The organism is Microbacterium sp. NPDC058021 (assembly GCF_042885955.1).
Lineage (GTDB): Bacteria > Actinomycetota > Actinomycetes > Actinomycetales > Microbacteriaceae > Microbacterium.
On record NZ_JBHVRF010000004.1, the window covers coordinates 1 to 26,069 of the forward strand.

23 protein-coding genes are annotated in these 26,069 nt (G+C 70.7%); 10 read left to right on the plus strand and 13 right to left on the minus strand.

Annotation, left to right across the window (positions count from 1 at the left end):
- A partial coding sequence (locus ACFVR6_RS09265) for an LGFP repeat-containing protein (protein WP_386961705.1) occupies positions 1-1,478 on the minus strand: 1,478 nt, incomplete at its 3' end.
- Positions 1,479-1,640: 162 nt separating this feature from the next.
- Between ACFVR6_RS09265 and rfbB the strand changes: the two genes are divergently transcribed.
- The 3 genes from rfbB to ACFVR6_RS09280 are packed head-to-tail and all read left to right on the plus strand — an operon-like array spanning position 1,641 to position 4,965.
- Positions 1,641-2,639, plus strand: coding sequence for a dTDP-glucose 4,6-dehydratase (gene rfbB / locus ACFVR6_RS09270; protein ID WP_386961708.1), 999 nt, complete (start codon positions 1,641-1,643; stop codon positions 2,637-2,639).
- Positions 2,636-4,060: a sugar nucleotide-binding protein gene (locus tag ACFVR6_RS09275; protein ID WP_386961711.1), complete on the plus strand. Its 1,425-nt coding sequence runs from the start codon at positions 2,636-2,638 to the stop codon at positions 4,058-4,060. The genes rfbB and ACFVR6_RS09275 overlap by 4 nt, the downstream gene beginning before the upstream one ends.
- Positions 4,057-4,965 carry a glycosyltransferase family 2 protein gene (locus ACFVR6_RS09280; RefSeq protein WP_386961714.1) on the plus strand — a complete coding sequence of 303 codons (909 nt, stop codon included), beginning with the start codon at positions 4,057-4,059 and terminating at the stop codon, positions 4,963-4,965. Before ACFVR6_RS09275 ends, ACFVR6_RS09280 begins: the two co-directional genes overlap by 4 nt.
- Here ACFVR6_RS09280 and ACFVR6_RS09285 read toward each other — a convergent pair.
- Positions 4,928-6,169: a hypothetical protein gene (locus tag ACFVR6_RS09285; RefSeq protein ID WP_386961716.1), complete on the minus strand. Its 1,242-nt coding sequence runs from the start codon at positions 6,167-6,169 to the stop codon at positions 4,928-4,930. The two genes, ACFVR6_RS09280 and ACFVR6_RS09285, sit on opposite strands and share 38 nt — an antisense overlap.
- Positions 6,170-6,208: 39 nt before the next feature.
- On the opposite strand from ACFVR6_RS09285, the gene ACFVR6_RS09290 reads away from it, so the two are divergent.
- Genes ACFVR6_RS09290 through ACFVR6_RS09300 form a run of 3 tightly spaced genes read left to right on the plus strand, consistent with a single transcriptional unit; the run spans position 6,209 to position 8,887 of the window.
- Complete coding sequence (locus ACFVR6_RS09290) at positions 6,209-6,940, plus strand: glycosyltransferase family 2 protein (protein WP_386961719.1); 732 nt, start codon at positions 6,209-6,211, stop codon at positions 6,938-6,940.
- Positions 6,937-7,311: a DUF2304 domain-containing protein gene (locus tag ACFVR6_RS09295; RefSeq protein WP_386961722.1), complete on the plus strand. Its 375-nt coding sequence runs from the start codon at positions 6,937-6,939 to the stop codon at positions 7,309-7,311. Before ACFVR6_RS09290 ends, ACFVR6_RS09295 begins: the two co-directional genes overlap by 4 nt.
- Positions 7,298-8,887 carry a DUF2142 domain-containing protein gene (locus ACFVR6_RS09300; protein ID WP_386961725.1) on the plus strand — a complete coding sequence of 530 codons (1,590 nt, stop codon included), beginning with the start codon at positions 7,298-7,300 and terminating at the stop codon, positions 8,885-8,887. The genes ACFVR6_RS09295 and ACFVR6_RS09300 overlap by 14 nt, the downstream gene beginning before the upstream one ends.
- A gap of 20 nt (positions 8,888-8,907) precedes the next feature.
- On the opposite strand, the gene ACFVR6_RS09305 is transcribed toward ACFVR6_RS09300, so the two are convergent.
- From ACFVR6_RS09305 to ACFVR6_RS09335, 7 genes are all read right to left on the minus strand, one after another.
- Complete coding sequence (locus ACFVR6_RS09305; RefSeq protein ID WP_386961727.1) at positions 8,908-11,070, minus strand: hypothetical protein; 2,163 nt, start codon at positions 11,068-11,070, stop codon at positions 8,908-8,910.
- Between the two features lie 65 nt (positions 11,071-11,135).
- A complete protein-coding gene (locus ACFVR6_RS09310; protein WP_386961730.1) occupies positions 11,136-12,248 on the minus strand; it encodes a glycosyltransferase in 1,113 nt (370 codons plus the stop codon).
- A gap of 3 nt (positions 12,249-12,251) precedes the next feature.
- On the minus strand, positions 12,252-13,706 hold the full coding sequence (locus tag ACFVR6_RS09315) for an LCP family protein (RefSeq protein WP_386961733.1): 1,455 nt from the start codon (positions 13,704-13,706) through the stop codon (positions 12,252-12,254).
- On the minus strand, positions 13,703-14,170 hold the full coding sequence (gene purE, locus ACFVR6_RS09320) for a 5-(carboxyamino)imidazole ribonucleotide mutase (protein ID WP_386962842.1): 468 nt from the start codon (positions 14,168-14,170) through the stop codon (positions 13,703-13,705). The genes ACFVR6_RS09315 and purE overlap by 4 nt, the downstream gene beginning before the upstream one ends.
- A gap of 127 nt (positions 14,171-14,297) precedes the next feature.
- Positions 14,298-15,434, minus strand: a complete 1,137-nt coding sequence (locus ACFVR6_RS09325; RefSeq protein ID WP_386961735.1) for a 5-(carboxyamino)imidazole ribonucleotide synthase — start codon at positions 15,432-15,434, stop codon at positions 14,298-14,300.
- Between the two features lie 62 nt (positions 15,435-15,496).
- Positions 15,497-16,078, minus strand: coding sequence for a PH domain-containing protein (locus ACFVR6_RS09330; protein WP_386961738.1), 582 nt, complete (start codon positions 16,076-16,078; stop codon positions 15,497-15,499).
- Between the two features lie 57 nt (positions 16,079-16,135).
- A complete protein-coding gene (locus ACFVR6_RS09335; RefSeq protein WP_386961741.1) occupies positions 16,136-16,930 on the minus strand; it encodes a biotin--[acetyl-CoA-carboxylase] ligase in 795 nt (264 codons plus the stop codon).
- 100 nt (positions 16,931-17,030) lie between these two features.
- Here ACFVR6_RS09335 and ACFVR6_RS09340 point away from each other — a divergent pair, with 100 nt between their 5' ends.
- The gene (locus ACFVR6_RS09340) at positions 17,031-18,620 is read left to right on the plus strand and encodes an acyl-CoA carboxylase subunit beta (RefSeq protein ID WP_386961744.1); all 1,590 of its coding nucleotides are present in this window, start codon (positions 17,031-17,033) and stop codon (positions 18,618-18,620) included.
- Positions 18,617-18,844 carry an acyl-CoA carboxylase epsilon subunit gene (locus ACFVR6_RS09345; RefSeq protein ID WP_386961747.1) on the plus strand — a complete coding sequence of 76 codons (228 nt, stop codon included), beginning with the start codon at positions 18,617-18,619 and terminating at the stop codon, positions 18,842-18,844. Before ACFVR6_RS09340 ends, ACFVR6_RS09345 begins: the two co-directional genes overlap by 4 nt.
- Positions 18,845-19,071: 227 nt before the next feature.
- On the opposite strand, the gene ACFVR6_RS09350 is transcribed toward ACFVR6_RS09345, so the two are convergent.
- The 4 genes from ACFVR6_RS09350 to ACFVR6_RS09365 are packed head-to-tail and all read right to left on the minus strand — an operon-like array spanning position 19,072 to position 23,464.
- A complete protein-coding gene (locus tag ACFVR6_RS09350; RefSeq protein WP_386961751.1) occupies positions 19,072-20,193 on the minus strand; it encodes a hypothetical protein in 1,122 nt (373 codons plus the stop codon).
- Positions 20,190-21,440: a sensor histidine kinase gene (locus ACFVR6_RS09355; RefSeq protein WP_386961754.1), complete on the minus strand. Its 1,251-nt coding sequence runs from the start codon at positions 21,438-21,440 to the stop codon at positions 20,190-20,192. Before ACFVR6_RS09355 ends, ACFVR6_RS09350 begins: the two co-directional genes overlap by 4 nt.
- Entirely contained in the window at positions 21,430-22,095 is a 666-nt protein-coding gene (locus tag ACFVR6_RS09360; RefSeq protein WP_386961757.1) for a response regulator transcription factor, read from the minus strand. The genes ACFVR6_RS09355 and ACFVR6_RS09360 overlap by 11 nt, the downstream gene beginning before the upstream one ends.
- Before the next feature lie 10 nt (positions 22,096-22,105).
- On the minus strand, positions 22,106-23,464 hold the full coding sequence (locus ACFVR6_RS09365) for a class I SAM-dependent RNA methyltransferase (RefSeq protein ID WP_386961760.1): 1,359 nt from the start codon (positions 23,462-23,464) through the stop codon (positions 22,106-22,108).
- Positions 23,465-23,511: 47 nt separating this feature from the next.
- Between ACFVR6_RS09365 and ACFVR6_RS09370 the strand changes: the two genes are divergently transcribed.
- Positions 23,512-24,153: a Maf family protein gene (locus ACFVR6_RS09370; RefSeq protein WP_386961763.1), complete on the plus strand. Its 642-nt coding sequence runs from the start codon at positions 23,512-23,514 to the stop codon at positions 24,151-24,153.
- A 78-nt stretch (positions 24,154-24,231) separates the two neighbouring features.
- Positions 24,232-25,998 (plus strand): acetyl/propionyl/methylcrotonyl-CoA carboxylase subunit alpha, encoded by a 1,767-nt coding sequence (locus ACFVR6_RS09375; RefSeq protein WP_386961766.1) that lies wholly within the window; start codon positions 24,232-24,234, stop codon positions 25,996-25,998.
- Positions 25,999-26,069 lie beyond the last annotated feature (71 nt).

A 26,069-nucleotide genomic window follows, 5' to 3' on the forward strand; every position in this document is an offset into this window, starting at 1 on the left:
AACGCCTGCCCGAACCCGCCACCGTTGGCGGCGATCGGCGCAGCCGTCATCACCGGAGCACCCCACGCACCACCCGCACCACCGGCGGCATCGAACGCGCCCAGCACCGGCTGCACCACGGCGAACGAACCCGCCGGCGAGGCCACCACCGCACCGCCCTCGAAGTTCTGGCGGCACACCGCGCCCGCGCACGACTGCTCCGACGTCGGCCAACCCAACCGACCCGCCGCACCGTTCTCACGGAAATATCCGTCCCGGATCACTCCCGACACCGCGAACGCACCGGCCGGGCCGGCATAGATGGAGCCGCCGGTGAAGGGCTGGGCCACACCACCGGGCAGGGTGCTCTGGTTGTGCGTCGGCCACCCGAGCGGTCCGTCGGCTCCCGAGCGGGCGAAATAGTAGTCGCGCAGCGCCCCGGCCCAGACCGTCTTCGCTCCGATGGAGGGCGTCCAGTAGATGGAGCCGTTCGCGTACGCGCGAGCGAAACCCCCGCCGTTGCGGGTGATCTCGAGCACCGCCGACACCGGCGCACCCAACGTGGCGTCACCGCCCTGAGCGGCATGCTCCGCCGCGATCTCGGCGACGTGGTCGCGTCGGGTCGAGCCGAACCAGTCGTTGAAGTACTGGTAGAAGTTGCGGTTGCCGTACGACGAACACCCATCACCGGTGCCGTACCCCGCCCGCAACGCCGCCGCATTGGGCTGATACGGCGTGTAGTAATACAACGCCGCCGTCGCCTTGTTCTCGATGTACACCGGCGACGAACCACAATCGATGTTCGGGTGATACCGCACATTCCACGTCTTACCCGGCGCATACCAGGTGAAATAGTTACTCGTCCCCGGCGGGTTCGCATACCGCTTCAGCTGCCACGCCGCCCCATGCACCTGATTGAAGAACCCGAAATAACGCGAATCGCACGCCGCCGTGTCCGGGCACCCCTGCCCCATCGCGATCCGATACTGCGAGTCATACGGATACGTGTCCGTCACCAGACCCTGCTCCTTCTGGAGCATCACGATCAACGCCTGCGGATTGATGCCACACGCCTGCGCCACCTTGAAGATGATCCGCGCCGCCGACTCCACCCCACCACCGGCATACGCATTGCACATCGCATCCGCACCGACCGCCCGCGTCAGATCGGTCTTGTCCTTCAAACACACATACCCGGCACGGCACGCCGTCACCTTCGAATTCAGAAACGCCTGGATCTGCGCCTCACTCATCGTCCCGGCGTTATAGAACACCGCATCCGACACGATGTTCCCCGGCCGGAACTGCGACAGATCCGCCGCCCGCACGATCCCACCATCCACAGCCGGCCCCGCCCGCACCACCCCGACCTCAGCAGCCACCGGAACCGCCTGCGCCGGCACGGCCACCAGGGCGCCAAGGAACATCAGGAGCACGCCCAACAGCGCGGTCAGTGCTTTCGAGCGCACAGAAACCTGCCGTGCCGGGGGACGCATCATGTGACCAGTGTTGCGGAAGTCATGAGTGGACAACAACGATTCGCACATAACGATCTGCTGAGGGCGCCAGTCGAGCGCTTCCCCGGTCGAGACAGACGCCCAGGCCGCGGTGATCCGCAGGCCTCACCAAACGCACATGATGACGACCGATAGCCTGGACCCATGCGCAGACTGCTTGTGACCGGCGGCGCCGGGTTCATCGGATCGAACTTCGTCCACCACGTCGTGGAGAACACCGACCAGCACGTGACGGTGCTGGACAAGCTCACCTACGCCGGCAACCGGGCCTCCCTCGCCGGGCTCCCGGAGGACCGGGTCCGGTTCGTCCAGGGCGACATCGCCGACGCGGCGCTCGTGGACGAGCTCTTTGCCGACGTCGATGCCGTCGTGCACTACGCGGCGGAGTCGCACAACGACAACTCACTGCACGACCCGCGACCGTTCCTGGACACCAACATCGTAGGCACGTACACGCTGCTCGAAGCGGCCCGCAAGCACGACCGGCGGTTCCACCACATCTCCACCGACGAGGTCTACGGCGACCTCGAACTCGACGACCCGGCGCGGTTCACCGAGAACACCCCCTACAACCCGTCGTCCCCTTATTCATCGACCAAGGCCGGCAGCGATCTGCTCGTCCGCGCCTGGGTGCGCTCGTTTGGCGTGCAGGCGACGATCAGCAACTGCTCCAACAACTACGGTCCGTACCAGCACGTCGAGAAGTTCATCCCCCGCCAGATCACCAACGTGATCCGCGGCATCCGCCCCAAGCTCTACGGCAAGGGCGAGAACGTGCGCGACTGGATCCACGCCGACGACCACTCCTCCGCCGTGCTGACCATCCTCGACAAGGGCGAGATCGGTGAGACCTACCTCATCGGCGCCGACGGCGAGAAGGACAACAAGACCGTGATCGAGCTGATCCTCCAGCTCATGGGGCAGCCGGCGGACGCGTACGACCACGTCACCGACCGCGCCGGTCACGACCTGCGCTACGCCATCGACTCCACCAAGCTGCGCACCGAGCTGGGCTGGGAGCCGAGCTTCCGCGACTTCGAGGCCGGCCTGGCCGCCACGATCGACTGGTACCGCGCTCACGAGGACTGGTGGGCGCCCGCGAAGGACGGCGTCGAGGCGTTCTACGCGGCGAAGGGCCAGTGACGGTGACCGAGTACGGCAAGCCTCTGCAGCCCACCCCCACTGCCATCCCCGGGCTGGTCGTGTGGGATCTGCCCGTCCACGGCGACAGCCGTGGCTGGTTCAAGGAGAACTGGCAGCGGGAGAAGATGACGGCGGCGGGCCTGCCCGACTTCGGCCCGGTGCAGAACAACGTCTCCTTCAACGACGCCGTCGGCACGACGCGCGGCATCCACGCCGAACCCTGGGACAAGTGGGTGTCCGTGGCCACGGGACGGGTGTTCGGAGCATGGGTCGACCTTCGGGAAGGCCCCACGTTCGGCACGGTGTTCACGACCGAGCTCGATCCGTCGAAGGCCATCTTCGTACCGCGCGGCGTCGGCAACTCATACCAGACGCTCGAGCCCGATACGGCATACAGCTACCTCGTCAACGACCACTGGTCGGCAGAAGCGAAGTACACGTTCCTGAACCTCGCCGACGAGACGGCGGCCATCGCCTGGCCGATCCCGCTGGATCGGGCCGAGCTGTCCGCCAAGGACCTCGCCCACCCGCGACTGGCGGAGGTGCGTCCCGTCCCCGCCAAGAAGATCCTCGTGATCGGCGCCAACGGCCAGCTCGGCCGCGCCTTGCAGGCGGAGTACGGCGACGACGGCACCGTCGAGTACACCGACAGGGCGACGCTGGACATCACGTCGCCCGACTTCGAGACCGCGCGCCACTGGCGCGACTACGACGTGATCATCAACGCGGCCGCCTACACGGCGGTGGACCGCGCGGAGACCCCGGCGGGCCGCGTCGACGCGTGGGCGGCGAACGTCACCGGCGTCGCCGCGCTCTCCCGCGTCGCCACCGCCAACGGCATCACGCTCGTGCACGTGTCCAGCGACTACGTCTTCGACGGCACCCAGGAGGGCGCGTACTCCGAGGACGCCGCGATCTGTCCGCTCGGCGTCTACGGCCAGACCAAGGCCGCCGGCGACGCGCTGGTGGCCGGTGTCCCCCGCCACTACGTCGTGCGCACCAGCTGGGTCATCGGCGAAGGCGGCAACTTCGTGCGCACCATGGCGTCGCTGGCCGAACGCGGCATCGACCCGAAGGTCGTCGCCGACCAGGTCGGGCGGCTCACCTTCACCGATGAGATCGCCCGCGGCATCCGCCATCTCCTCACCGTGGGCGCGCCCTACGGCACCTACAACCTCACCGGCTCGGGCGAGGCCGCCTCGTGGGCGGACATCGCCCGCGACGTCTACCGGCTCACCGGCCACGACGCCGACCGTGTCAGTCCGGTCTCCACCGACGAGTACTTCGCGTCGGCGAACGGTCCGATCTCCCCGCGGCCGCGCAACAGCGTCCTGGATCTGGCGAAGATCCGCGCCACCGGCTTCGAGCCCCAGCCGGTCGATGTCGGCCTGGAACGGTACATCGGCTCCCTCGACGCATGATCGACATCGTCATGCCGTTCTACGGCGACGCCGAGCTGTTGCGCGCCGCCGTGCGCAGCGTGATGGATCAGAGCGATGACCGGTGGCGACTCGTCGTGCTCGACGACCGCTATCCCGATCCCGAACCGGGCGCCTGGGTCGCCGGCCTGGACGATCCGCGCGTGGAGTATGTGCGCAACGAGACCAATCTCGGCGTCGCCGGGAACTTCCGCCGGAGCGTCGCGATCGCCACGGCGTCGCACGTGACGATCATGGGATGCGATGACCTCATGCACGAGGGGTACGTCGCCCGTGTGCACGATCTGATCGCGGAGTACCCCGACGCGGCGTATTTCCAGCCCGGAGTCGAGGTCATCGATGAGCAGGGCGACGTCGTGCGGCCGCTCGTCGACCGCGTCAAGCAGTGGTACGCCCCTGCTGCGGGCGCGCCGCTGCAGTTGAGCGGCGCGGACCTCATGCGGTCCCTCGCCCGCGGTAACTGGACCTATTTCCCGTCGATCTGCTGGCGGACCGATGTCGTCGCCGCTCACGACTTCGACCCCACCCTGGAAGTCGCTCTGGATCTGGACCTGCAGTTCCGCATCGTGCAGGACGGCGGTTCGCTCGTAGTCGACTCGGTTCCGGTGTTCCAGTACCGCCGCCATCATGAGAGCGTGTCGGCCCTCACCGCGAACGACGGAACCCGGTTCGTCGAAGAGCGCCGCGTGCTGCGGGAAGCCGCCGATGTCGCCGCAGACCGCGGCTGGACGCGGGCGGCGCGCGCCGCCCGGTGGCGGGTCTCCAGCCGCCTCAGCGCCCTGTCCCGCCTGCCGGCGACCGCGCTCGCGCGGGATGGGTCAGGGGTGCGCAGCCTGCTCTCCCACGCCGTCACGCTGGACGGCCGCGCGCGCTCTCACGCCGGATGAGGGCACCGATGTGGATCGCGAGCCCGCCCACGGGGCCCAGAGTGAGGGCGAGCACGACCCGCTGATCGAGGTCGCCCGGCACCGCGAGGAGCAGGATCGAGCAGGCTGCGGCAACGATCCAGCCCACCACGAATGCGGTGTGGCCGCCGCGGGCGACGACCGCAGCACCCGTGATGCACAGAGCGGCGGTCAATCCCGCGGATGCCACGAGCGCCGCCAGCGTCACGCCGCCGATCGCATAATCCTCACCGAGCCAGGCTCCGATGAGCGGGGCGATCCACACACCTGCGACGACGGAGAAGGCTGCGGTGACCGCGAAGACCGCGCCGAGCAGGGCTGCCAGCCGGCGCCCGAGCCCCACGCTCAGATGCCGCAGGCGCACGATGAGCAGGCTCTGCAGCGCCAATGCCGGGATGACCAGCGGTGCCCGGGTCACGGTGAGGTTGAACAGCAGCGCGCCGACCTCGTCTGGGGGTGTATCGCGGGCGAACGCTCCGATGAACAGCGGAAAGGCGCTGATCATGACGGCGGTGGCGGCAGCGGCGGCGAGGGTCCTGCCGGCGTTGGCGATGAGCCTCGGCATCGGCACGTCCACCACCACGCCACGACGGATCATGCGGAGCATGAAGATCGCCACGAGGACAAGGGTGAGCAGGATCGGGGCGACGATGGCGACCTCGATGAGGTCCGGACGACGTGCGGCCAGGGCGGCGGACACCAGCATGAGGCGGAGCACCGGATCGACGATGATGGCCGCACCCACCCAGCGCCACGCGTGCGCGCCGTAGAGCGTGCCGACGGCGACCGCCACGCACACCGACGCCGCGCCCCCCACGCACAGCAGCGCCACGACCGCGGCGGTGTCGGTCGGGAAGACGAGTCGCGCCCAGAGGGGAGAGGATGCCAGCACGAGTGCCGCCACCACGACGGCTGCCAGCGCCGCGAAGCGGAGCAGGGTGCGGGCGCCGCCACGGTCGGCATCCGCGCTGACCTGGACCGCACGGGCGATCTCCTGCTGGACGCCGCCGACCGCCCCGACGATCAGGAAGAGCGCGGCCCAGAAGACACTGAAGCCCGCATACTGTGCGGCATCGAGCCCGAAGCCCGCGACCGCCTGGATCCCGTAGCCGGCGACACCGGCGATGCCGGTCGCGACGATGACGATGGCCGCACCCCGGTTCGCCCCGCCCTCGCTCGCTCGCACTCACACGATCCTATCGAGCACGCTTGCTAGAGTCGTGCCATGCCGGTCTCCGCTTCAAGGGCTCTTATCGTCGTGCCCGCGTTCAATGAGGGCCGAGGCGTGCACGACGTCGTCCTGGAGATCCGCGACGCGATGGGCGACGCCGCGGACTGCCTCGTGATCGACGACGGTTCCTCCGACGACACCGCAGCCGAGGCGCGCCGCGCGGGCGCCCTCGTGGCGCGTCTTCCGGTGAACCTGGGTGTGGGCGGGGCGCTGCGGACGGGTTTCGTGTACGCGCGTGACGAGGGCTACACCGCACTCGTGCAGGTGGATGCCGACGGCCAGCACGACCCCCGTTACGTCCCCGACATGCTGCGCCGCCTGGAGCACGCCGACATCGTCGTGGGTGCGCGATTCGCCGGCGAAGGTGACTACGCCGTGCGGGGCCCGCGTCAGTGGGCGATGCGGGTGCTGTCCCACCTCATCCGCGCCGTCACGGGCTACCGCCTCACCGACACCACCTCCGGCTTCAAGGCCTGCGGCCCCCGCGCCATCGCCCTGTTCGCCGAGCACATGCCCGCCGAGTACCTCGGCGACACGGTCGAAGCACTCGTGATCGCGAGCCGCGCCGGATGCCGGGTCGAGCAGTTGCCCGTCGCCATGCGCGACCGCACCCACGGCACCCCATCCCAGAGCCCGGCGAAGGCCGCCAAGTACCTGATGCGTGCCGTCATGGCCGTCACGGTCGCCACCATGCGTCCTGCTCCCCGCGTAGGGGTCGCCCGGTGAGCACCGCCACCTACATCCTCGGCATCATCGCCGCGGCCGGCGCATTCGTCTACATCGTGGATCTGCTGCGACGCGGCAGGCTGCGCGAGCGCCATGCCGTGCTCTGGCTGTTCGCCGCACTCGCCGCACTCATCGTGAGCATCGCGCCCGGCATCCTCGTGTCGGCCGCCGATGCCCTGGGGGTGGACGTCCCCGCGAACCTGATGTTCTTCGTCGCGATCGTCGTGCTGTTCCTGGTCTCCATCCAGCACAGCACCGAACTGACGAAGATCGAGGAGCAGAACCGCAAGCTCGTCGAGACGGTCGCACTGCTGGAAATGCGGCTGGGCGCGCGCGATGACACCACCCTGCAGGACGATGACGCACACTGACACCGCACCCGACCGTACCCGCTCCACCTCACGGCGCTCACCGTGGGTGACGTTCACGGCGGTCTGGCTGATCCTGACCGTGGTGAGCTCGCTGTGGAGTCTGGCGACGCCCGTCGCCGGCTCGCCCGACGAGCCCGCCCACCTCATCAAGGCAGCCTCCGTGGCACGCGGGCAATGGGTGGGGGAATACTCGCCGCGCGGCCACATCGTGCAGGTGCCCGAGTACATCGGCGACACCCACGGCGACGCGTGCTTCGCATTCGACCCCTTCGCGGCCGCCGACTGCGCGGTCGGCCTCGAAGAAGGGGACGGCTCCCTCGTGGACGCCCTCACGACGGCCGGGCTTTACAACCCGCTGTACTACGTGGTCGTCGGCTGGCCCTCGCTCGTCTTCGACGATGTCGGCGGCATCTACGCCATGCGCATCATGAGCGGCCTGCTGTGCTCCCTGATGGCGGCCCTGGCCTTCATGGCGCTGCGCAGGCTCCCCTCCCCCCGGCTGCCGCTGGTCGGGTTCTGGATAGCGATGACGCCGATGGCGTTCTTCCTCTTCGGCTCCGTGAATCCGAACGGATTCGAGGCGGCGGCGGTGCTGTGCTTCTTCGCCGGCATGCTGGCGCTCATGCACAGCGGTCCACGGGAGCGCATCACCTCGCTCGCGGTGATCACCGGCGTGGGCTTCGCCGCTGCCGCGAACGCCCGCGGGCTCTCCCTGCTGTGGCTGGTGGCCGCGGCCCTGATCGCGGTCATCGCCGTTCCCTGGAAGCAGTTCTTGTCGCTCTTCCGCCGGCGCGCGGTGTGGATCCTGCTGCTGGCATTCGCCGCGACCGGGGCGATCGCCCTCGCCTGGCTGCTCGGAACCAACAGCCTCGGCACCTCCACCATCGATGCGGAAGCGGGCTTCGAGCACCCCAGCACGGGCGGATCCTTCGTTCAGGGATTCCTGCACGTGCTGATGAACACCCTCGGCTACGCCGAAGGGGTCGTCGGCTTGTTCGGCTGGCAGGAGACCCGCTCACCGGTGGAGGTCTACTTCGTCTGGGCCGTCGCCAGCGGCGCGCTGGTGCTGTTCGGACTCGCCGCGGCCCGAGGGCGGGCGCTGGCCATGCTCCTGGGGGCCGTCGGCCTCTTCCTCTTCCTTCCCGCGCTCGTGCAGGGGATCTTCATCTCCAGCGGCGGGATCATCTGGCAGGGGCGGTACAACCTGCCGCTGTTCATGTGCCTGGTCATCGCCGCGGCACTCGCGGGGGCAACGCAGTTCGACCGTCTCCCCCAGGCCCTCGTGCGTCGCCTGATCCCGATCACCTTCGCCGCCCTGGTCATCGCGCATCTCTACGCCTTCACCGCGACCCTGCACCGCTATGCGGTGGGCTTCACCGGCTCGTGGACCGAGGCGTTCCTCGGATCGGGCTGGCAGGCGCCGGGCGGCAACGTCGCACTGTTCATCGCGATGGCCGCCGTCGGCGCCGCCGCCGTGTTCCTCGGCTCCCGGGCGCTGTCACGTCGCGATGCGCCCGGCGAAGGGCGTCGCGCCGTCACGCTGCCCGAGCCGCAGCCCGAGCGCGTCGGCAGCTGACGCCCCTGCGGGAAACGGGCTCAGGGCACCCGCACCGTCTTGCATCCGAGCGTCGTGTTCGGCCCCTGCGGGGTGTTGATGCCGTACAGGCACACCGTCCGATCGCCGCTGGCGGCCGGCAGTGTGATCGAGAACCCGTGGTCTGCCCCGCTGGCGGGGAAGGCGAGACCGACGTCGGGCCGCGCCGATGCCGCACGGTGGCTCGTGCCGACGCCGTCGACGTACACATGCACGTCGATGGGCGCGGCGACGTCCGGGTCGATCGCCCAACCGGTGGCGGTGAGGCTGCCCGGTGCCGCCGTGAGCGACTCGAAGTTCCCGAAGGGTGCGGTCGCGACCGTCACCGATCGGCACCCGAGGGTCGTGTTGCCGCCCGGACCGGTGTTGATGGCATAGGCGCAGACGTCGGAGCGTCCTTCGGGGAGGGGCACCCGCAGCGAGAAGCCGTGCTGCGCACCGTACGCGGGGTATGCCGCGCCCACGTCGAGGCGGGTGGCGTCGGCGGTGTACTCGGCGCCCTGGCCTCGCACGTACACGTGGATCTTGGTCGAACCGTGCGTGTCGGGGTCCAGCGCCCAGCCGGTCAGCACCGCGCTCCCGGCATCCGTCGTCACGGACTCCAGATTGCCGATCGGGGTGCGCCCGAGGTCGGGCGACCCGGGCATCATGACGGTCGTGCACCGCAGTACGACGTTGCTGCCGATGCCGGCGTTGATCGCGTACAGACAGATCTGATGCGTGCCCGGACTCAGCGGGACGGTCTCGGCGAATCCATGGCGCGTGCCGTAGCCGGGATAGTGCGCGGCCAGATCGGGGCGGTCACGATCGGCGGCGAAGCCGTAGCCCGTCCCGCCGACGTACAGGTGCACCGGGATGGAGTCCGTGACATCCGGGTCCAGCGCCCAGCCGGCGATGCGCAGCGTGCCGTCGACGAAGGCGAACTGGTCGATCTGCGCGCGCGGCGAGCCGGACTGCGACACGAGCGTGTGGCATCCCAGGACGCGGTGCGACGATCCCTGGCCGACGTTGATGGCGTACGCGCACACCTCGGGGGTGCCGCCGTCGGTCGTTGCGGGGACGAAGAGGTCGAACCCGTGGCGGCTGCCGAGCGCGGGGAAGGCGGCCCCGACGTCGGGGCGGTCGAGGTCCGCGACGTAGGAGCGTCCCACGCCGGCGATATAGACGTGCAGTTCGATGGAATTGCTGGTGTCGGGGTCGGCTGCCCAGCCGCGCAGCTGGAATCCGCCCGGCACCGATGCGATGTGCTCGAGGTTTCCGATCGGGATGTGCGCGGAATCGGGCACCTGGGTCGAGCCGAACCAGTCGTTGAAGTACTGGTAGAAGTTGCGGTTGCCGTACGACGAACACCCATCACCGGTGCCGTACCCCGCCCGCAACGCCGCCGCATTGGGCTGATACGGCGTGTAGTAATACAACGCCGCCGTCGCCTTGTTCTCGATGTACACCGGCGACGAACCACAATCGATGTTCGGGTGATACCGCACATTCCACGTCTTACCCGGCGCATACCAGGTGAAATAGTTACTCGTCCCCGGCGGGTTCGCATACCGCTTCAGCTGCCACGCCGCCCCATGCACCTGATTGAAGAACCCGAAATAACGCGAATCGCACGCCGCCGTGTCCGGGCACCCCTGCCCCATCGCGATCCGATACTGCGAGTCATACGGATACGTGTCCGTCACCAGACCCTGCTCCTTCTGGAGCATCACGATCAACGCCTGCGGATTGATGCCACACGCCTGCGCCACCTTGAAGATGATCCGCGCCGCCGACTCCACCCCACCACCGGCATACGCATTGCACATCGCATCCGCACCGACCGCCCGCGTCAGATCGGTCTTGTCCTTCAAACACACATACCCGGCACGGCACGCCGTCACCTTCGAATTCAGAAACGCCTGGATCTGCGCCTCACTCATCGTGCCGGCGTTATAGAACACCGCATCCGACACGATGTTCCCCGGCCGGAACTGCGACAGATCCGCCGCCCGCACGATCCCACCATCCACAGCCGGACCCGCCTGCACCACCCCGACCTCAGCCGTCGGCACCGCCTGCGCCGGCACGGCCACCAGGGCGCCAAGGATCATCAGGAGCACGCCGAGCAGCGCCGTGAGTGTTTTCGAGCGCGCAGCAATGCCGGGTGCGGGGGGACGCATCATGTGACCAGTGTTGTGCAAGTCGACTGAGAATCCCGCGCGGCTCGCCCACACCACCCTCGATGGTGCTATAGGTCGGCGTGCAGCTGCCACACCCGTTCGGCCGCGCCGAGCCAGGAGAAGGCCCGGCCGCGGTCACCCGCGAGCACCGCGAGGCGAGCCCGGGCGGCATCGGAGCCGAGGGCCTGTGCCAGCGCTTCGGCGAACGCATCGGCCGACGCCGCAACGAACAGCCCACCCTCCGCGATCACCTCGCGGTGCACGTCGCTGTCCGCGGCGATGACCGGGGCGGCGACCGCGAGTGCTTCTACGACCGTCCACGGGTGATCGGTGATGCTCGAAGGCGCCAGCACCGCTTCGGCACCCGCCAGCGCGGCAGCGCGATCGCCGGTGTCCAGTCGCCCCTTCACGTGCACGCGCGATTCGGCCAGCCCCGCGGCCGCGGCGGCGTCCGCGACTTTCGCCGCCGCGTCGTCGCCCACATCGGTCACGACGACGGACAGGTCCCCGCCCTCGCGCACGACGGCGGCGAAGGCGACATCCAGCCCTGCCTGGCGGGATCCGTCGATCAGCACGTACTGTGCCGGCAGATCCTGCGTGCGTCGGCGTCCGACCTCATCCGCCGGCACCCCGAATCCCGCCGGCGGTGCCCCCGCCACGACGCGGAGCCGCTCACCGAGCTTCGGCGCGATCACCCGGAGCGCTTCCGCGTGGGCGTGGGTGGGCACCACGACGGCGTCGGCGTGCTTGACCGCACGCTTGAGCATGGCCCTGTGCCACAGCACGTGGGTGCGGGGCAGCTCGTCCGGCGCCTCCCAGGGGGTGAGGTCCCACACGGTCACGACCGTCTGGTCGTGGTCGTACACGCGATCATGGCGCACGAGCGGCGCCATCAGGCTCGGCGCGTGGATCATTCCACCGCCGGCACCCGCCGCGATCCCCAGCTGCCACGAGGTCGCGAGTTCCCGGCGCGCCAGCGGTGCGGTGTCGATGCGGGCGATTCCCGGGACCTCGTCGCGCACATCGGCGATCGTCTCGTCGGAGCCTGCGGGCATCAGCACGGACACCTCGCATCCGGACGGCGCGGTACGCACGAGTCCCCTCGCCAGTTCCCGCGATGCTTCGGCGACGGGCCCCACGGGGGCCGCGTCGTCCAGCACGACGCGCAGCGTGGTCGTCATCGCTCAGCCCTCCGGCGTCGGGGTGGGCGTGGGCGGATGCAGCGTCGATTGCACGATCTCGTGCACGTAGGCGTAGTCCGGGTCCTCCGGATCGATGCCGATGCCCTGCGGCGTCAGCTCGAGGGTGGTCACCGGCTGTTCCTTCGCCTTCAGTGCCAACTCGACGAACGCGGGGAACATCGACTGCGGCAGATCGGTCTGGATGAGGTCCTGCCCGGCCGAGGCGATCTCGTTGAACCGGGTGAGGACGGTGGTCGGGTCCAACTGCGCGAGCATCGCCTGCTGCAGCTGGCGCTGGCGCTGCATGCGGTCCCAGTCGCTCGTCGTGTAGCGGGAACGCGCGTACCACTGGGCCGTATCGCCGTCCATGTGCTGCTCGCCCGCCTCGATCCACCCGGACGCCCAGTCCTCGGCGGGCTGGCCGTCGTAGGCGGGGCCGCCGCCCTTGGGCAGGCGCTCCGCGACGGTGATGTCGACACCGCCGAGGGCGTCGATCATGGCGGCGAACCCGTGCATGTCGACGAAGACGTAGTACGGGATCTCGATGCCGAGGATGCCCTCGGCGGCATCCTTGGTCGCCTCCACCGCCGGGCTCGAGCCGTTCGCGGCGGCATCGGGATACAGTCCCGCCCCGTCTCGGCACACCTCGACCGCGTTCATGAGCTGGTTGATCCCCGCTCCCCACCCGCACGTGGTGTCGCCGTGACCTTCGAACCCGTCGGGGTAGAGATCCTGCATGGGGCCGACCGAGAACGGCGCGTTCTGGATGTCGCGCGGGATGCCGGTGATCGTCACGGCCCCGGTGTCGGCGTTGACGGAGACGACCGAGATGCTGTCGAACCGCATCGAGTCGCGGCCGTCACCGCTGTCGGCGCCGAGCAGGAGGATGTTGTAGTAGCCATCCGAGGGCGGCACGCTGGGGCCGCTCTGGCCGAAGATCGCCCCGAAGGCGCCTCGCAGGGTGCCCACCGAGTACGCGGCGTAGGCCGTGGTGCCGCCGGCGAGCACGAGCAGCACCACCGCGAGCCCCGCGACGCCCGCGCGGGCCGCCGGGCGCACCCGCACCAGCCGGACGAGCCGCAGCGTGTCGACCGTGAGCACCGCCCACAGCACGACGTACGCGACCAGCACGACCTGCGCCGCGGTGAGCACGAACCAGTTCGAGGCCGCCGCGGTGACCAACGGCCGCCACAGCAGGGTGGCGAGCACGCCGACGACGACCAGCAGCCACATGACGAGGGTCGCCGCCAGTCCCACGCGCCCCAGCCGCCGGTTGCCGGCCAGCACCTGGGCGGACCCGGGCAGCAGGAAGTTCAGTGCCACGAGCCACCAGGCCCGGCGGGTCATGACCTCGGGGGCCGTGGCATCCGGATGCCGCATCGGTCGGTCCTGCACGAGCCGCGATCGCGACGTCGCCGTACGCCCCGCCTGGCTGCGCGGCGGACTGGTCACACTCACAGCGAGTCCTTCAGCCGCCGGTTCTTCTCCTCGACCTGCGCCTCGAGGTCGCGCGCGTACGCGGCGACCCGGTCGACGAGCCGGTCATCGCCGGTGGCGAGGATGCGGGCGGCGAGGAGTCCGGCGTTGCGGGCGCCGTTGATCGAGACGGTGGCGACGGGGATGCCGGCGGGCATCTGCACGATGCTCAGCAGCGAGTCGAGCCCGTCGAGGGTCGCCAGCTGCACCGGGACCCCGATGACGGGAAGTCCGGTGACGGAGGCGAGCATGCCGGGGAGGTGGGCGGCGCCGCCGGCACCGGCGATGATGACCTTGAGCCCGCGTGCGCGCGCCTCGCGCCCGTAACGCAGCAGCTTGTCGGGCGTGCGGTGGGCGGAGACGACCTCGACCTCGTGCGGCACCGTGAACTCGCTCAACACCTGTGAGGCATCGCTCATGATGCGCCAATCGGAGTCGGAGCCCATGACGACGCCGACGAGGGGTGCTTCGGAGGAGTGCAGCGGCCGGGTCACCCGTCAAGGCTAGGCCGCCCGCCTGCGAGTTGTCCGCAACGGCGCGCGCCCGACCCGCCCTGCGCGTTGCGGCGCAGGCTCAGGCGTCGAAGTGCGCGGCTGCGGCGCGCGCTTCGTAGGCCGCCTCGTCGAGGTCGGCGGCGGCGACCGTCACGTGGCCGACCTTGCGGCCGGGGCGCGGGTCCTTGCCGTAGGTGTGGATCTTCGCCGTGGGGTGCTCCGCCATCGCGGCGGCGAACCGGTCGCCCAGCGCGCCCTCCGCCGGGCCGCCGAGGATGTTGACCATCACCGACCATGCGGCGCGAGGGCTGGGGTCGCCCAGCGGCAGGTCGAGGACCGCGCGCAGGTGCTGCTCGAACTGACCCGTAACGGCGCCGTCCTGGCTCCAGTGGCCGCTGTTGTGGGGCCGCATCGCGAGCTCGTTGACGAGCACCCGCTCGTCGCTCGTCTCGAACAACTCCACGGCGAGCATGCCGGTGACCCCGAGGCCCTCGGCGATCGCCTCGCCGATGCCGCGCGCGACGTCCGCGAGTCGATCGGCCGCGTGGGGAGCCGGGGCGATGACCTCGGCGCAGACGCCCTCGCGCTGCACGGTCTCCACGACCGGGTACGAGCGCATGTCACCGGAGGGCCGGCGCGCCACCTGCTGCGCGAGCTCACGGGTGAACTCCACCAGCTCCTCCACCAGCAGCGCTCCCCCGCGGGCGTCCTCGGCGAGCGCGGTGAACCAGTCATCGGCCTCGGTCGCCGCCGAGACGACCCGCACGCCCTTGCCGTCGTACCCGCCGCGCGGTGTCTTGACCACGGCGCGACCGCCGTGCGCGTCGAGGAAGTCCTGCAGCTCGGCGGCGTCGGCCACGGCGGCCCAGTCCGGCTGCGGCATCCCGAGTTCCTCCAGGCGCGCACGCATGAGCAGCTTGTCCTGCGCGAACCGCAGCGCATCGGCGCCGGGACGCACCGCGACCCCCGCGTCCTGCAGGGCGTGCAGCACCGGCTGCGGCACGTGCTCGTGGTCGAAGGTGAGGACGTCCACGTCGCGGGCGAAGGCGAGCACGGTCTCGGCGTCGCGGTAGTCGCCGACCGCCGTCGCGGCGAGCGCGGCGGCCATGCCCGGCTGCTCCGCGAGCACGTGCAGCTCGATGCCGAGCTCCACCGCCGGCGCGATCATCATGCGGGCCAGCTGCCCGCCTCCCACGACTCCGACTCGCAACGTCATGCCGATCCTTCCGTCCGTCCCCTTCATCTTCGCGCATCGGCATCGCCGCGCGCGCGACCGGGTCAGCGACCGGGCAGCGGCGGCGGGGGTCCGGGATCGTGCGCGACGGTGGGAATGGCGTGGGAGTCTCGGTGGGCGAGGATCTGGCTCACCTCCACCTGGTCGGCCAGCACCTCGTGCACGAGCGAAACGGCCGGGATGTTCTTCATGACCAGCGGTGCGTCGACGCCGTTGACGAGGATGAGGGTGCCTGCGCCCCACAGCCGCTGCAGCGGACCGCGGCGCTCGCGGATCGCGTAGCCGCGTGCGTGGGTGAGTTCGTTGCGGTGGGTCGTCAGCAGCCCGGAGCGCGCGATGACGCGGCGCGTGGTGATCGTGTACGTGCGGGAGAACCACGCGAGGAAGGGCAGCACGACCAGCAGCAGCACGATCGCCGCGGCCGCGGTCGGCAGCATCCAATCCTCGAAGGGCGCCGGCAGATTGCCCCAGTAGAACCCGACGGCACCGGCCACGGCGATGAGCACGAGAGCCGGCCACACCATGCGCCGGGCGTGGCCGCGCAGCCGCGCGACCCGCAGTTCAGGCGTGGGCGCACCGGGCGCCGGGGTGAGGGGGCGCCCCGCGAAGCTCATCGGCTGGGTCACACGACCATTGTGTCGGGCCGCGGCGACCTCGGCGGTGTGGCGCGCCCGAAGCGGTGCTCAGCGCACGTGCACGACGTCGCCGGCGGAGACCACGGACTCCACCCCCGCGACCTCGACCACCAGACGCCCGTCCGCGTCCAGCCGCACGGCGCGTCCCACGAGCACGCCACCGTCGGGCATCGCCACCGAGACGTCCCGGCCGAGGGTGTCGCACCGTTCGGACACCTCCTGGCGCACCCCGGATGCCGCGGCGTCACCGCCCGCGGCAACGAGCGCGCCCAGCAGCCGGTCGAGCTCGCGCAGGTACCGTGCCAGCAGATCGTCGAGGTCGACGGTGACCCCCACCGCGGCGAACGAGGTCGCGGTGGGCACGGGCAGATCGACAGGGGTCATCGTGGTGTTCACGCCCGCCCCGACGACGACCGCTCCGGTCTCCCCGGGCACCGCCTCGGCGAGGATGCCGCACACCTTGCCCCCGTCCAGCAGCACGTCGTTGGGCCATTTCATGCGCACCTCGTGCGACCGTCCGCGCAGCGCGTCGGCGATCGCGCGCGTCATGGCGGTCCCCGCGATGAGCGGAATCCACCCGCGGGCGAAGTCCGGCAGCGTGGGGATGCGCAGCAGCACGGACACCGCGAGGGCCGTGCCCGGCGGCGTCGTCCAGTGGCGGTCGAGCCGACCGCGGCCGGCACGCTGGTCGTCGGTCAACAGCACCGACAGGTGCGGGTGCCCTGCGGGGTCGCGCTGCACGTCGCGGACGAGGTCGGCGTTGGTGGAGCCGGTGGATTCGATGACCTGCAGCCGCGGTGAGACGGCCGCGGCCTGCGGGAAGCCTTCGGTGGGGAGCGTCATGGCGACACCCTACGCCGAAGGCCGGTTTCCACAGCGAATGCCGCAACCCCTTGTGCGCACCCTCCAACTCCCCCGGGTGTGTCATCGGTAGTGTGGAACGGTGACGGATCAGCCCGACCTTTCCACGACCGCCGGCAAGATCGCGGATCTCCGCGACCGCTACCAGGAGGCGGTGCTCGACGCGGAGATCGCCGCGCGCGAGAAGCAGCACGCCAAAGGCAAGCTCACCGCGCGAGAGCGCATCGAGCTGCTGGTGGACCCCGGCTCGTTCGTCGAGTTCGACGAGTACGTGCGCCACCGCACGACCGCGTTCGGGATGGAACGCTCGCGGCCCTACGGCGACTCGGTCGTCACCGGCACCGGCACGATCCACGGCCGCACGGTCGCGGTGTACGCGCAGGACTTCTCCACCTTCGGCGGTTCGCTGGGAGAGGTGGCCGGCGACAAGATCATCAAGGTGATGGAGTTCGCCCTGCGCGGCGGCATGCCCATCATCGGCATGCTCGACTCCGGTGGCGCCCGCATCCAGGAGGGGGTCGTCGCCCTCGGCAAGTACGGCGAGATCTTCCGACTGAACACCGCCGCCTCCGGCGTCATCCCGCAGATCTCGATCATCATGGGCCCCGCCGCCGGCGGCGCGGTGTACTCCCCGGCGCTCACGGACTTCGTGATCATGGTCGACAAGACCAGCCAGATGTTCGTCACCGGCCCCGACGTCATCAAGACCGTCACCGGCGAGGACGTCGGCATGGAGGAGCTGGGCGGCGCCCACACGCACAACACCCGCTCCGGCGTCGCGCACTACCTCGCCGAGGACGAGGACGATGCGCTGGACTACGCGCGCACGCTCATCGGCTTCCTGCCGGACAACAACATGGCGGAGCTGCCCCGCTATGAGAACGAGTTCGAGTGGGAGACGACGGATGCCGACCGGGGCCTGAACACCCTCATCCCCGATTCCGCGAACCAGCCCTACGACATGCACCAGGTCATCTCGCGCCTCGTGGACGGCGGGGACTTCCTCGAGGTGCAGCCCTTGTTCGCCCCGAACATCCTGATCGGGTTCGGGCGCATGGAGGGACGCACGATCGGCATCATCGCCAACCAGCCGTCCCAGATGGCCGGCACCCTCAACATCGAAGCCGGCGAGAAGGCCAGCCGCTTCGTGCGATTCTGCGACGCGTTCTCCATCCCGATCGTGACCCTCGTCGACGTGCCGGGATACCTCCCCGGCACCGATCAGGAGTGGACGGGCGTCATCCGCCGCGGCGCGAAGCTGCTGTACGCCTACGCCGAGGCCACCGTGCCGCTGGTGACGGTGATCCTGCGCAAGGCCTACGGCGGCGCCTACATCGTCATGGGCTCCAAGCAGCTGGGCGCCGACGTGAACCTCGCCTGGCCGACGGCGGAGATCGCCGTGATGGGCGGTCAGGGCGCGGTCAACATCCTCTACCGCGGGGAGATCAAGCGCGCCGAGGCCGCCGGCGAGGACGTGGCCGCCGTGCGCACGCGCCTGGCCACCGAGTACACCTACAACGTGGCCTCGCCCTTCCTGGCGGCGGAGCGGGGTGAGCTGGACGGCATCATCGAGCCGGCCCAGACGCGCGTGTCGGTCGCGAAGGCGCTGCGGTCGCTGCGCGGCAAGCGCGCGAGCCTGCCGCCGAAGAAGCACGGGAACATCCCGCTGTGAGCACCTCCGACACCCCCGCCCCGATCCGCGTCGACGTGCGCCGCGGCACGCCCGACGACCAGGAGCTGGCCGCCGTGGTCGCCGTGGTCACCGAGGCGTACGCCCGGGAGGCCGCGACCGCCGTCGTCGAGGATCCGCCCGTCCGCCCCGGATGGGAGCTGTCCGCGCGGGGCCTGCGCCGCCCGTTCGATCGCGACGCGGGCTGGGGTCGCGGCATCCGCTGACACGCGGCGCGGTGTCCCCCAAAATACCTACAGACACCCGTCTTGCCACCGACGGATACTGAGTGTGCTGAACGCAATTCTGCGTCGGTCGACCCGCTTCGTTCTTCGGATCCGGGAATCGACCCCCTGCGGAGTGGTTTTCGGGTAACCGCTCCGCAAGGCGAGGGGCAGGCGGCTTCGCCGCCCCTCGCCTTTTCTCTGCCCACGGGCACCCGCGCGACTCGGGCTCAGTGCTCCCGAGAGGGCAGCGCGATCTCCTGCCAGAGGTCCACGGTGTCCTCGCCGTCGGCGCGGGAGCGGCCGACCACCGTCACCGCGATCGTGTCGTGCGGCGCGGTGCGGATATAGATGCGCTCGGAACGGGCGTTGCGCAGCACCTCGGCGAGCTCGGCCCGCACGACGCGCAATTCGCGCTCGCCCACACCGTCCAGGCCGCCCTCGTCGAGCACGGTCACGTTCGCACCGCGCTGTCGCGCCGCCTCGAGCACGCCACGCACATCGTCGTCGAGCAGACGCCGACCGCGCAGTTCATCGCGCAGCCGCCCCTCCGCGAGGCGCGCCATCTCACGTTCGTGCGGGGCGAGGTCGCCGCCGGCGGCGATGGTGCGCGTGAGCACGGGACCGGCCACCGCCAGGGCGCGGCGCACCTGCACGCGCCGTTCCCGCTGGCGTCCGGCCTGCGAGGCGAGCCATTCGGATGCCGCACGCTGCAGTCGTTCGAGCTGCATGCTCTCCCGCGAAGCCCGATCGGTGGACCACATCAGCAGCTGGGCGACGGCGGTCCACATCGCCGACCCGACGAGCCCGAGCGACAGCGTCGGCACGAGGCCGATCCACAGCGCCCCCTGCAGACCCAGCAGGACGATGCCGATGCAGGCGACCACGGGGCGCCGGCGCACCACCACGATCGTCATGAGGGCGCCGATCGCCCCGATCGTCCACGTGGCGTACGGCAGCTGCCGTGCGGCGACGTCGACGTTGGCCCAGATGAGGGAGGGAAGCACGGCGGCGGTCACGAGTGCCAGCGCCGCCACCCATGCCGGCGCGACGGTGGGGCCGCTGACCCCCGAGGTCATGAACGACTGCACCGCGACCGTGCTGGTGTCCTCGTCGACCCGGCCGCCGCTGCCCGCGATCGCGGGGTCCTCCGGCTCTTCGGGGGCGGGACGCTCGCGCCGGCCCTCCCAGAAGATGCAGATCCACGACGTCACCAGGTACAGGGCGACGGCGAAGACCGTGACGGTCCACGGAGCGTCGAAGCCGTCGTCCCACCACGGCCAGCCGAGGCCGAGGTAGGCGGTGAAGGCCACCCCGAGGGCGGACAGCACGAAGCGCGGGTTGAGGGTCATACCGGCGGGCTCCACTCGAGCGTGATGGTGGTGCCGCGTGCTGTGGGCGCCACATGGGCCTCGCCGCCGACGGCGGCGACCCTGGCGTAGATGGAGGCGCGGATGCCCAGGCGGTCGTCGGGGACGGTGGAGAGGTCGAACCCGCTGCCGTGGTCACGGATGACGATCACGACGCCGCCGCGCGCGTCACCGTCGGAGACCGACACCTCGAGCCCGGCGGAGGCGGCGTGCTCGACGGCGTTCGCGACGGCCTGGGTGGCGGCCAGCACCAGGGCGCGCCCGACGCGGCCGGGAATGGTCAGGGTCTCGTCGGCCAGGATCCGGTCGACGTGCAGGTCGATCCCCACCTCGCGCGCGCCGCGCTCGAGACGCTCGACGAGCTCCCCGACCCCGATCGGGGCATCGGGCCCCTCACCGACGTCCTGTTCGGCGTTGGCGAGACGGGTGAGGGCCTCGCGGGCCATGGCGACGGCGAGCGCATGCTCGCGGGGCGACTCGGCCCGCTCGGCTGCGATCAACGCCGCCAGCACGCTGTCGTGCATGAGGGCGGCCACCGCGACGCGCTCGCGTTCGGCCGCGTCCGCGGCGGCCGCTGCGGCGTACGAGGCGACGGCATCCACCCTCGCCTGGTCGACCCGTGTCGCCACGGCCCGGTAGACCTGGTCGATCGTCACCAGCACGGCGCCGAGGATGATGGCGTAGATGACATCGAGGGTGACCGGCGCCCAGAACTCGGGGTCGAACCCCGCCTGCGCGAGCCGCACGACCCCGTACTGCACCGGCACGAGCACCGTCCACGCGATCTGCAGCGGGAACGGGAACGCCAGCACGGCGGCGACCGTGGCGATGTTCAGCAGCAGCCAGATCCACGGCCCGTCCTCGGGTGAGGGGTGGGATCCCGCCGTGGCCAGCGGCCACGCCAGCAGGGCGATGGGGTACGCCACCGCGAACACCCCCGCTGCCAGATGCACGCCTCGTCCGACCAGGCACGCCACGATCATGGCGGCCAGCGGCACGAAGACCACGATCATGAGCGCCGTGCGCCAGTCGGCGTGCTCCTCGGTGGAGGCAAGCGCCGTCAGCAGCGCGTGCGCGCCGAGGGCGATGCAGCCCGCTCCCACGGCGAGCGTCGTGAACCGCACGACCCGCGCGCGGGTGAACGTCGCCATCCCCGCTGCCGTGTCGGCGGTGTGACCGAACGTGCCGTGCGCCTCGGCCAGCACACGGCGGCTGGTCTCAGAAGGCACCGGGGGTCTCGGAAGGTCTGGTGAGCAGTCCGTCTTCCATGGCGCGCCGCGCCAGGTCCACCTTCGTGGGGGCGGGGCGGCCGACCTCCACGTACTTGTACCGCACGCGGGTGATGTTCTCCTTGGCGGTGGAGTACGCCACCCCGAGGCGGTCGGCGACGACCTTCAGCGGCAGGCCTGCGGCATACAGCCGCAGCACGTCCCGCTCCCGCGCCGAGAGCTGCGCGTCGGCGAAGGCCCGGTCGCCGTCGACGGCACTGGCCCACTCGACGTTGTCGAGGGGGTGGCCGTCGGCGACGGTCTGGATCGCGTCGACGACCTCATCGATGCGGCTCGCCTTGCTGATCACACCCGCGGCCCCGGCCGACAGTGCTTCGCGCACCGTCGCGGGCCGGTCGGCGACGCTGTGGATGATGACGCTCGAACCGTCGCCCACCAGACGCGAGACGTTCTCGGTGACGGTCGTGCCGTCGCCGAGCGTGAGGTCCAGGACCACCACGTCTGCCGGCGCCTCCCGGCTGTACAGGCGCCAGTCGAGGTACTCGGTGACGGTGCTGCCGGAGAAGACGACGTCCTTCGTCGCGGCGCGCAGGCAGGCGGCCTCGAGCCCGAGTCGGACCGACTCGTGGTCGTCGATGAGCGCCACACGGATCATGCTCGTCATGTTATCGCTGCGTGTCCTCGCGGATGAGCGTGGCCACGGCCTCGACATGATGCGAGTGCGGGAACAGATCGAGCGCGTCGATGCGGGATGCCGCATATCCGGCATCCCGGAAGGTCGCGAGGTCGCGCGCGAGCGCCACCGGATCGCACGCGACGTAGACGACGGTCTGCGGTGCGAGTCCCGCGATCGCCTCGACGACCTCGCGCCCGGCGCCCGAGCGCGGCGGGTCGAGCACCACCGCTCCGCGCGCCAGCCGGTCGCGGTCGCGCGTCGAGGCCTCCTCGCTCCACCTGGCCAGCCAGCGGTCGACGCGGCCGGTCTCGGCGCGGGCACCGACCCATTCGGCGAGGTTCTCACCGGCGTGCTCGGTCGCGCGGGAGTCGGACTCGACGCTGAGCACTCGGGTGCGAGGGCCGCCGATGTCGGCCAGCGCGGCGGCGAACAGGCCGACGCCCCCATACAGGTCCAGGTGCAGCGCCTCGGGGTCGAGACCGTCGGGCTGCGCCTGGCCGAGGTGCTCGGAGACCAGCTGCGTGAGCGCCGTCGCGGCGAAGCGGTGCACCTGCCAGAAGCCTCCGGCATCCACGCGGAATTCCCGCTGGCCGACCCGCTCGAGGACGACCTCGCGCATCGGGTTGGAGTTCTTCGCCGCCGGGTGCTTCGCAGCGCTGCCACCCCGCAGGCGGCGTCCGCCGGCGCGGTGGTGGTGCTCGGGGCGGGCCAGCACGCGCACACGACCGTCCGCCGGCAGCACCAGGTCGATCCGCCCCGGTTCGCCACTGCTCAATTCCAGCGCCACGCGCTCGATCTCCGGCGCGGCGAGCGGGTGGTCCTCGACGGTGACGACGCGATGGCTGCGCGCGGCGTACGGGCCCACGCGACCATCGGCATCCACGTGCAGGCTCAGCCGCGTGCGCCAGCGCGTGCCGTCGTCGTCGGCCGTCCCGGCGCGGTCCACGCCGTCGGCGGTGACCGGTGCGACCGTCACCGGCATCTCGAGGCCGCCGAAACGCTGCAGCGCGTCGGAGAGGACCTCGGCCTTGAGCGTGCGCTGGTGGGAGAGCTCGATGTGGCCGAAGTCGGCGCCGCCGGGACGCTCGGCGGGGTCGACGTCGACGTCGGCCTGCCGCCAGATGTGCGGACGGCGGTGCGGGGAGGCATCCAGCACCTCCAGCACCTCGCCACGCCAGAACGAGGCCTTGCCGACGTCGGTCAGTCGCACCCGCACCCGCTCCCCCGGCAGGGCATCGGGCACGAACACGACGCGCCCTTCGTGGCGGCCGACGAACACGCCGCCGTGGGCGACATCAGTGACGTCGAGATCGATGAGGGCGTCCGCAGACCCCAGGGGTGTAGCCATCCTTCGATGCTCGCACACCCGGCTGTGACCGCCTCTACGCTGGGACGATGCGCGTGTGCCTGGCCTCCACCTCCCCCGCCCGTCTGATGCTGCTGCGCCAGGCCGGCATCGAGCCGGAGACCCTCGCCCCCGACGTCGACGAGGACGCCGTGATCGCCGAGGTGCAGGAATCGGAGGGGCGGGTGCTGGATGCCGGGGAGCATGTGCTGCTGCTCGCGCGCCGCAAGGCCGCCGACGTCGCGGAGCGCGTCGCCGCCGAGGGATTCGACGGCCTCGTGATCGGCGGAGACTCGATGTTCGAGCTGGACGGGGAGATCCTCGGCAAGCCCTATACGCCCGAGGCCGCCATCGCCCGGTGGACGGCGATGCGGGGCTGCACCGGCATCCTGCACTCCGGTCACAGCGTCGTGCGCGTGACGCCGCACGAGCCGCCGCGCGAGGCGTACGCCGTCGCCGAGGCATCGGTCACCTTCGCCGCGGACATCGACGACGACGAGATCGCCGCCTACGTCGCCACCGGTGAACCGCTGCACGTCGCGGGGGCGTTCACGATCGACAGTCTCGGCGGCCCGTTCATCGATGCGGTCGCCGGCGACCCGTCCACGGTCGTGGGGATGTCCCTTCCCACGGTGCGCCGTCTGGCGCGTGAGCTGGGCGTCGCGTGGCCCGCCCTGTGGAACCGCTCGTAGACATCGGCAAACCTTTCGCGGACTTTCTTGTGCGGGGGATCCAAAGGAGGGCCCCGCAGCGTGGGTAGGCTGACATCCATGCCTGCTATCGCCAAGGTGCTCGTCGCGAACCGCGGCGAGATCGCCGTACGCATCATCCGCGCGGCGCGCGACTGCGGCAAAGCCTCCGTCGCCGTCTACGCCGACCAGGATCGCGACGCCCTCCACGCCCGCCTCGCCGACGAGGCCTACGCCCTGGACGGCGCCACGAGCGCCGACACGTACCTGTCGATCGAGAAGATCCTCTCCGTCGCACGGCGCACCGGCGCCGACGCGGTGCACCCCGGCTACGGCTTCCTCGCCGAGAACGCCGCGTTCGCCCGCGCCGTCATCGCCGCGGGACTGGTGTGGATCGGCCCGTCGCCGGAGGCCATCGAGGCGCTGGGCGACAAGGTGACCGCCCGCCATGTGGCCGAGAAGGTGGGCGCGCCGCTCGCGCCAGGCACCCCCGGCCCGGTCTCCAACGCCGACGAGGTCATCGCGTTCGCCGAGGTGCACGGCCTTCCGATCGCCATCAAGGCCGCGTACGGCGGCGGCGGCCGCGGCCTCAAGGTCGCCCGCACGTTCGACGAGATCGCCGAGCAGTTCGAATCGGCCACCCGCGAGGCGATCACCGCCTTCGGTCGCGGCGAGTGCTTCGTGGAGAAGTACCTCGACAGGCCCCGGCACGTCGAGACGCAGTGCCTCGCGGATGCCGCCGGCACCGTCGTCGTCGTCTCCACGCGCGACTGCTCGCTGCAGCGCCGGCACCAGAAGCTCGTGGAGGAGGCGCCGGCACCGTTCCTCACCCCGGAGCAGAACGAGGTGCTGTACACCTCGTCGAAGGCGATCCTCAAGGAGGTCGGCTACGTCGGCGCGGGGACGTGCGAGTTCCTCATCGGCGCCGACGGCACCATCTCCTTCCTCGAGGTCAACACGCGCCTGCAGGTCGAACACCCGGTGTCCGAAGAGGTCACCGGCATCGACCTGGTGCGCGAGCAGTTCCGCCTGGCCGAGGGCGGCCTGCTCGACGGCGTCGACCCCGAGCCCACCGGCCACTCGATCGAGTTCCGCATCAACGGCGAGGACCCGGGCCGCGGCTTCCTCCCCCAGCCCGGCCGCATCCACGTCTTCAAGACGTTCGGCGGCCCCGGCATCCGCCTGGACTCCGGCGTGACCGCCGGCGATGTCGTCTCGGGCGCGTTCGACTCGCTGCTGGGCAAGATCATCGTCACCGGACGCGACCGCGCGGAGGCGCTGGAACGCGCCCGCCGTGCCCTGGACGAGTTCGAAGTCGCGGGCATGCCCACCGTGCTCCCCTTCCACCGCCGCGTCGTGCGCGACCCCGCCTTCACGGCCGTGGACGGCGAATTCGGCGTATTCACCCGCTGGATCGAGACCGAGTTCGACAACGACATCGCGCCGTGGGACGGCGAGGCCGAGGCGCCGGATGCCGGCGAGCAGCGGCACACCGTCGTGGTCGAGGTGGGCGGCAAGCGCCTCGAGGTGAGCCTGCCCGACCGCATCGTGGCCTCGCCCGCGCGCGTCGGCCGGCCCGTCGCGGTGCCGCCGTCACGGCGCACGCACTCCACGACCGTCGTGGCGGGCGCCTCCGGCGACGCGGTGACCAGCCCCATGCAGGCGACGATCGTGAAGGTCGCCGTCAGTGATGGTCAGCAGGTCGTCAAGGGCGACCTCGTCGTCGTGCTCGAGGCCATGAAGATGGAACAGCCCATCCAGGCCCACAAGGACGGCGTGATCGGCGGCATCGACGCACAGCCGGGCACGACGGTGGCCGCGGGGCACCTGCTCCTCACCATCAGCTGACGCGCGGGCGGGCGCTCGTCGCCCGCGCCGGTGTGTTCGGACGGCGCAAACGTCCCCTACACGCGCCGCGT

What these genes read in the sequence shown, in the direction of transcription:
- rfbB (WP_386961708.1), top strand. Translation starts at nt 1,641, where the DNA reads ATGCGCAGACTGCTTGTGACCGGCGGCGCCGGGTTCATCGGATCGAAC.
- ACFVR6_RS09280 (WP_386961714.1), top strand. Translation starts at nt 4,057, where the DNA reads ATGATCGACATCGTCATGCCGTTCTACGGCGACGCCGAGCTGTTGCGC.
- ACFVR6_RS09290 (WP_386961719.1), top strand. Translation starts at nt 6,209, where the DNA reads ATGCCGGTCTCCGCTTCAAGGGCTCTTATCGTCGTGCCCGCGTTCAAT.
- ACFVR6_RS09300 (WP_386961725.1), top strand. Translation starts at nt 7,298, where the DNA reads ATGACGCACACTGACACCGCACCCGACCGTACCCGCTCCACCTCACGG.
- ACFVR6_RS09305 (WP_386961727.1), bottom strand. Translation starts at nt 11,070, where the DNA reads ATGATGCGTCCCCCCGCACCCGGCATTGCTGCGCGCTCGAAAACACTC.
- ACFVR6_RS09310 (WP_386961730.1), bottom strand. Translation starts at nt 12,248, where the DNA reads ATGACGACCACGCTGCGCGTCGTGCTGGACGACGCGGCCCCCGTGGGG.
- purE (WP_386962842.1), bottom strand. Translation starts at nt 14,170, where the DNA reads ATGGGCTCCGACTCCGATTGGCGCATCATGAGCGATGCCTCACAGGTG.
- ACFVR6_RS09325 (WP_386961735.1), bottom strand. Translation starts at nt 15,434, where the DNA reads ATGACGTTGCGAGTCGGAGTCGTGGGAGGCGGGCAGCTGGCCCGCATG.
- ACFVR6_RS09335 (WP_386961741.1), bottom strand. Translation starts at nt 16,930, where the DNA reads ATGACGCTCCCCACCGAAGGCTTCCCGCAGGCCGCGGCCGTCTCACCG.
- ACFVR6_RS09350 (WP_386961751.1), bottom strand. Translation starts at nt 20,193, where the DNA reads ATGACCCTCAACCCGCGCTTCGTGCTGTCCGCCCTCGGGGTGGCCTTC.
- ACFVR6_RS09360 (WP_386961757.1), bottom strand. Translation starts at nt 22,095, where the DNA reads ATGATCCGTGTGGCGCTCATCGACGACCACGAGTCGGTCCGACTCGGG.
- ACFVR6_RS09365 (WP_386961760.1), bottom strand. Translation starts at nt 23,464, where the DNA reads ATGGCTACACCCCTGGGGTCTGCGGACGCCCTCATCGATCTCGACGTC.
- ACFVR6_RS09370 (WP_386961763.1), top strand. Translation starts at nt 23,512, where the DNA reads ATGCGCGTGTGCCTGGCCTCCACCTCCCCCGCCCGTCTGATGCTGCTG.
- ACFVR6_RS09375 (WP_386961766.1), top strand. Translation starts at nt 24,232, where the DNA reads ATGCCTGCTATCGCCAAGGTGCTCGTCGCGAACCGCGGCGAGATCGCC.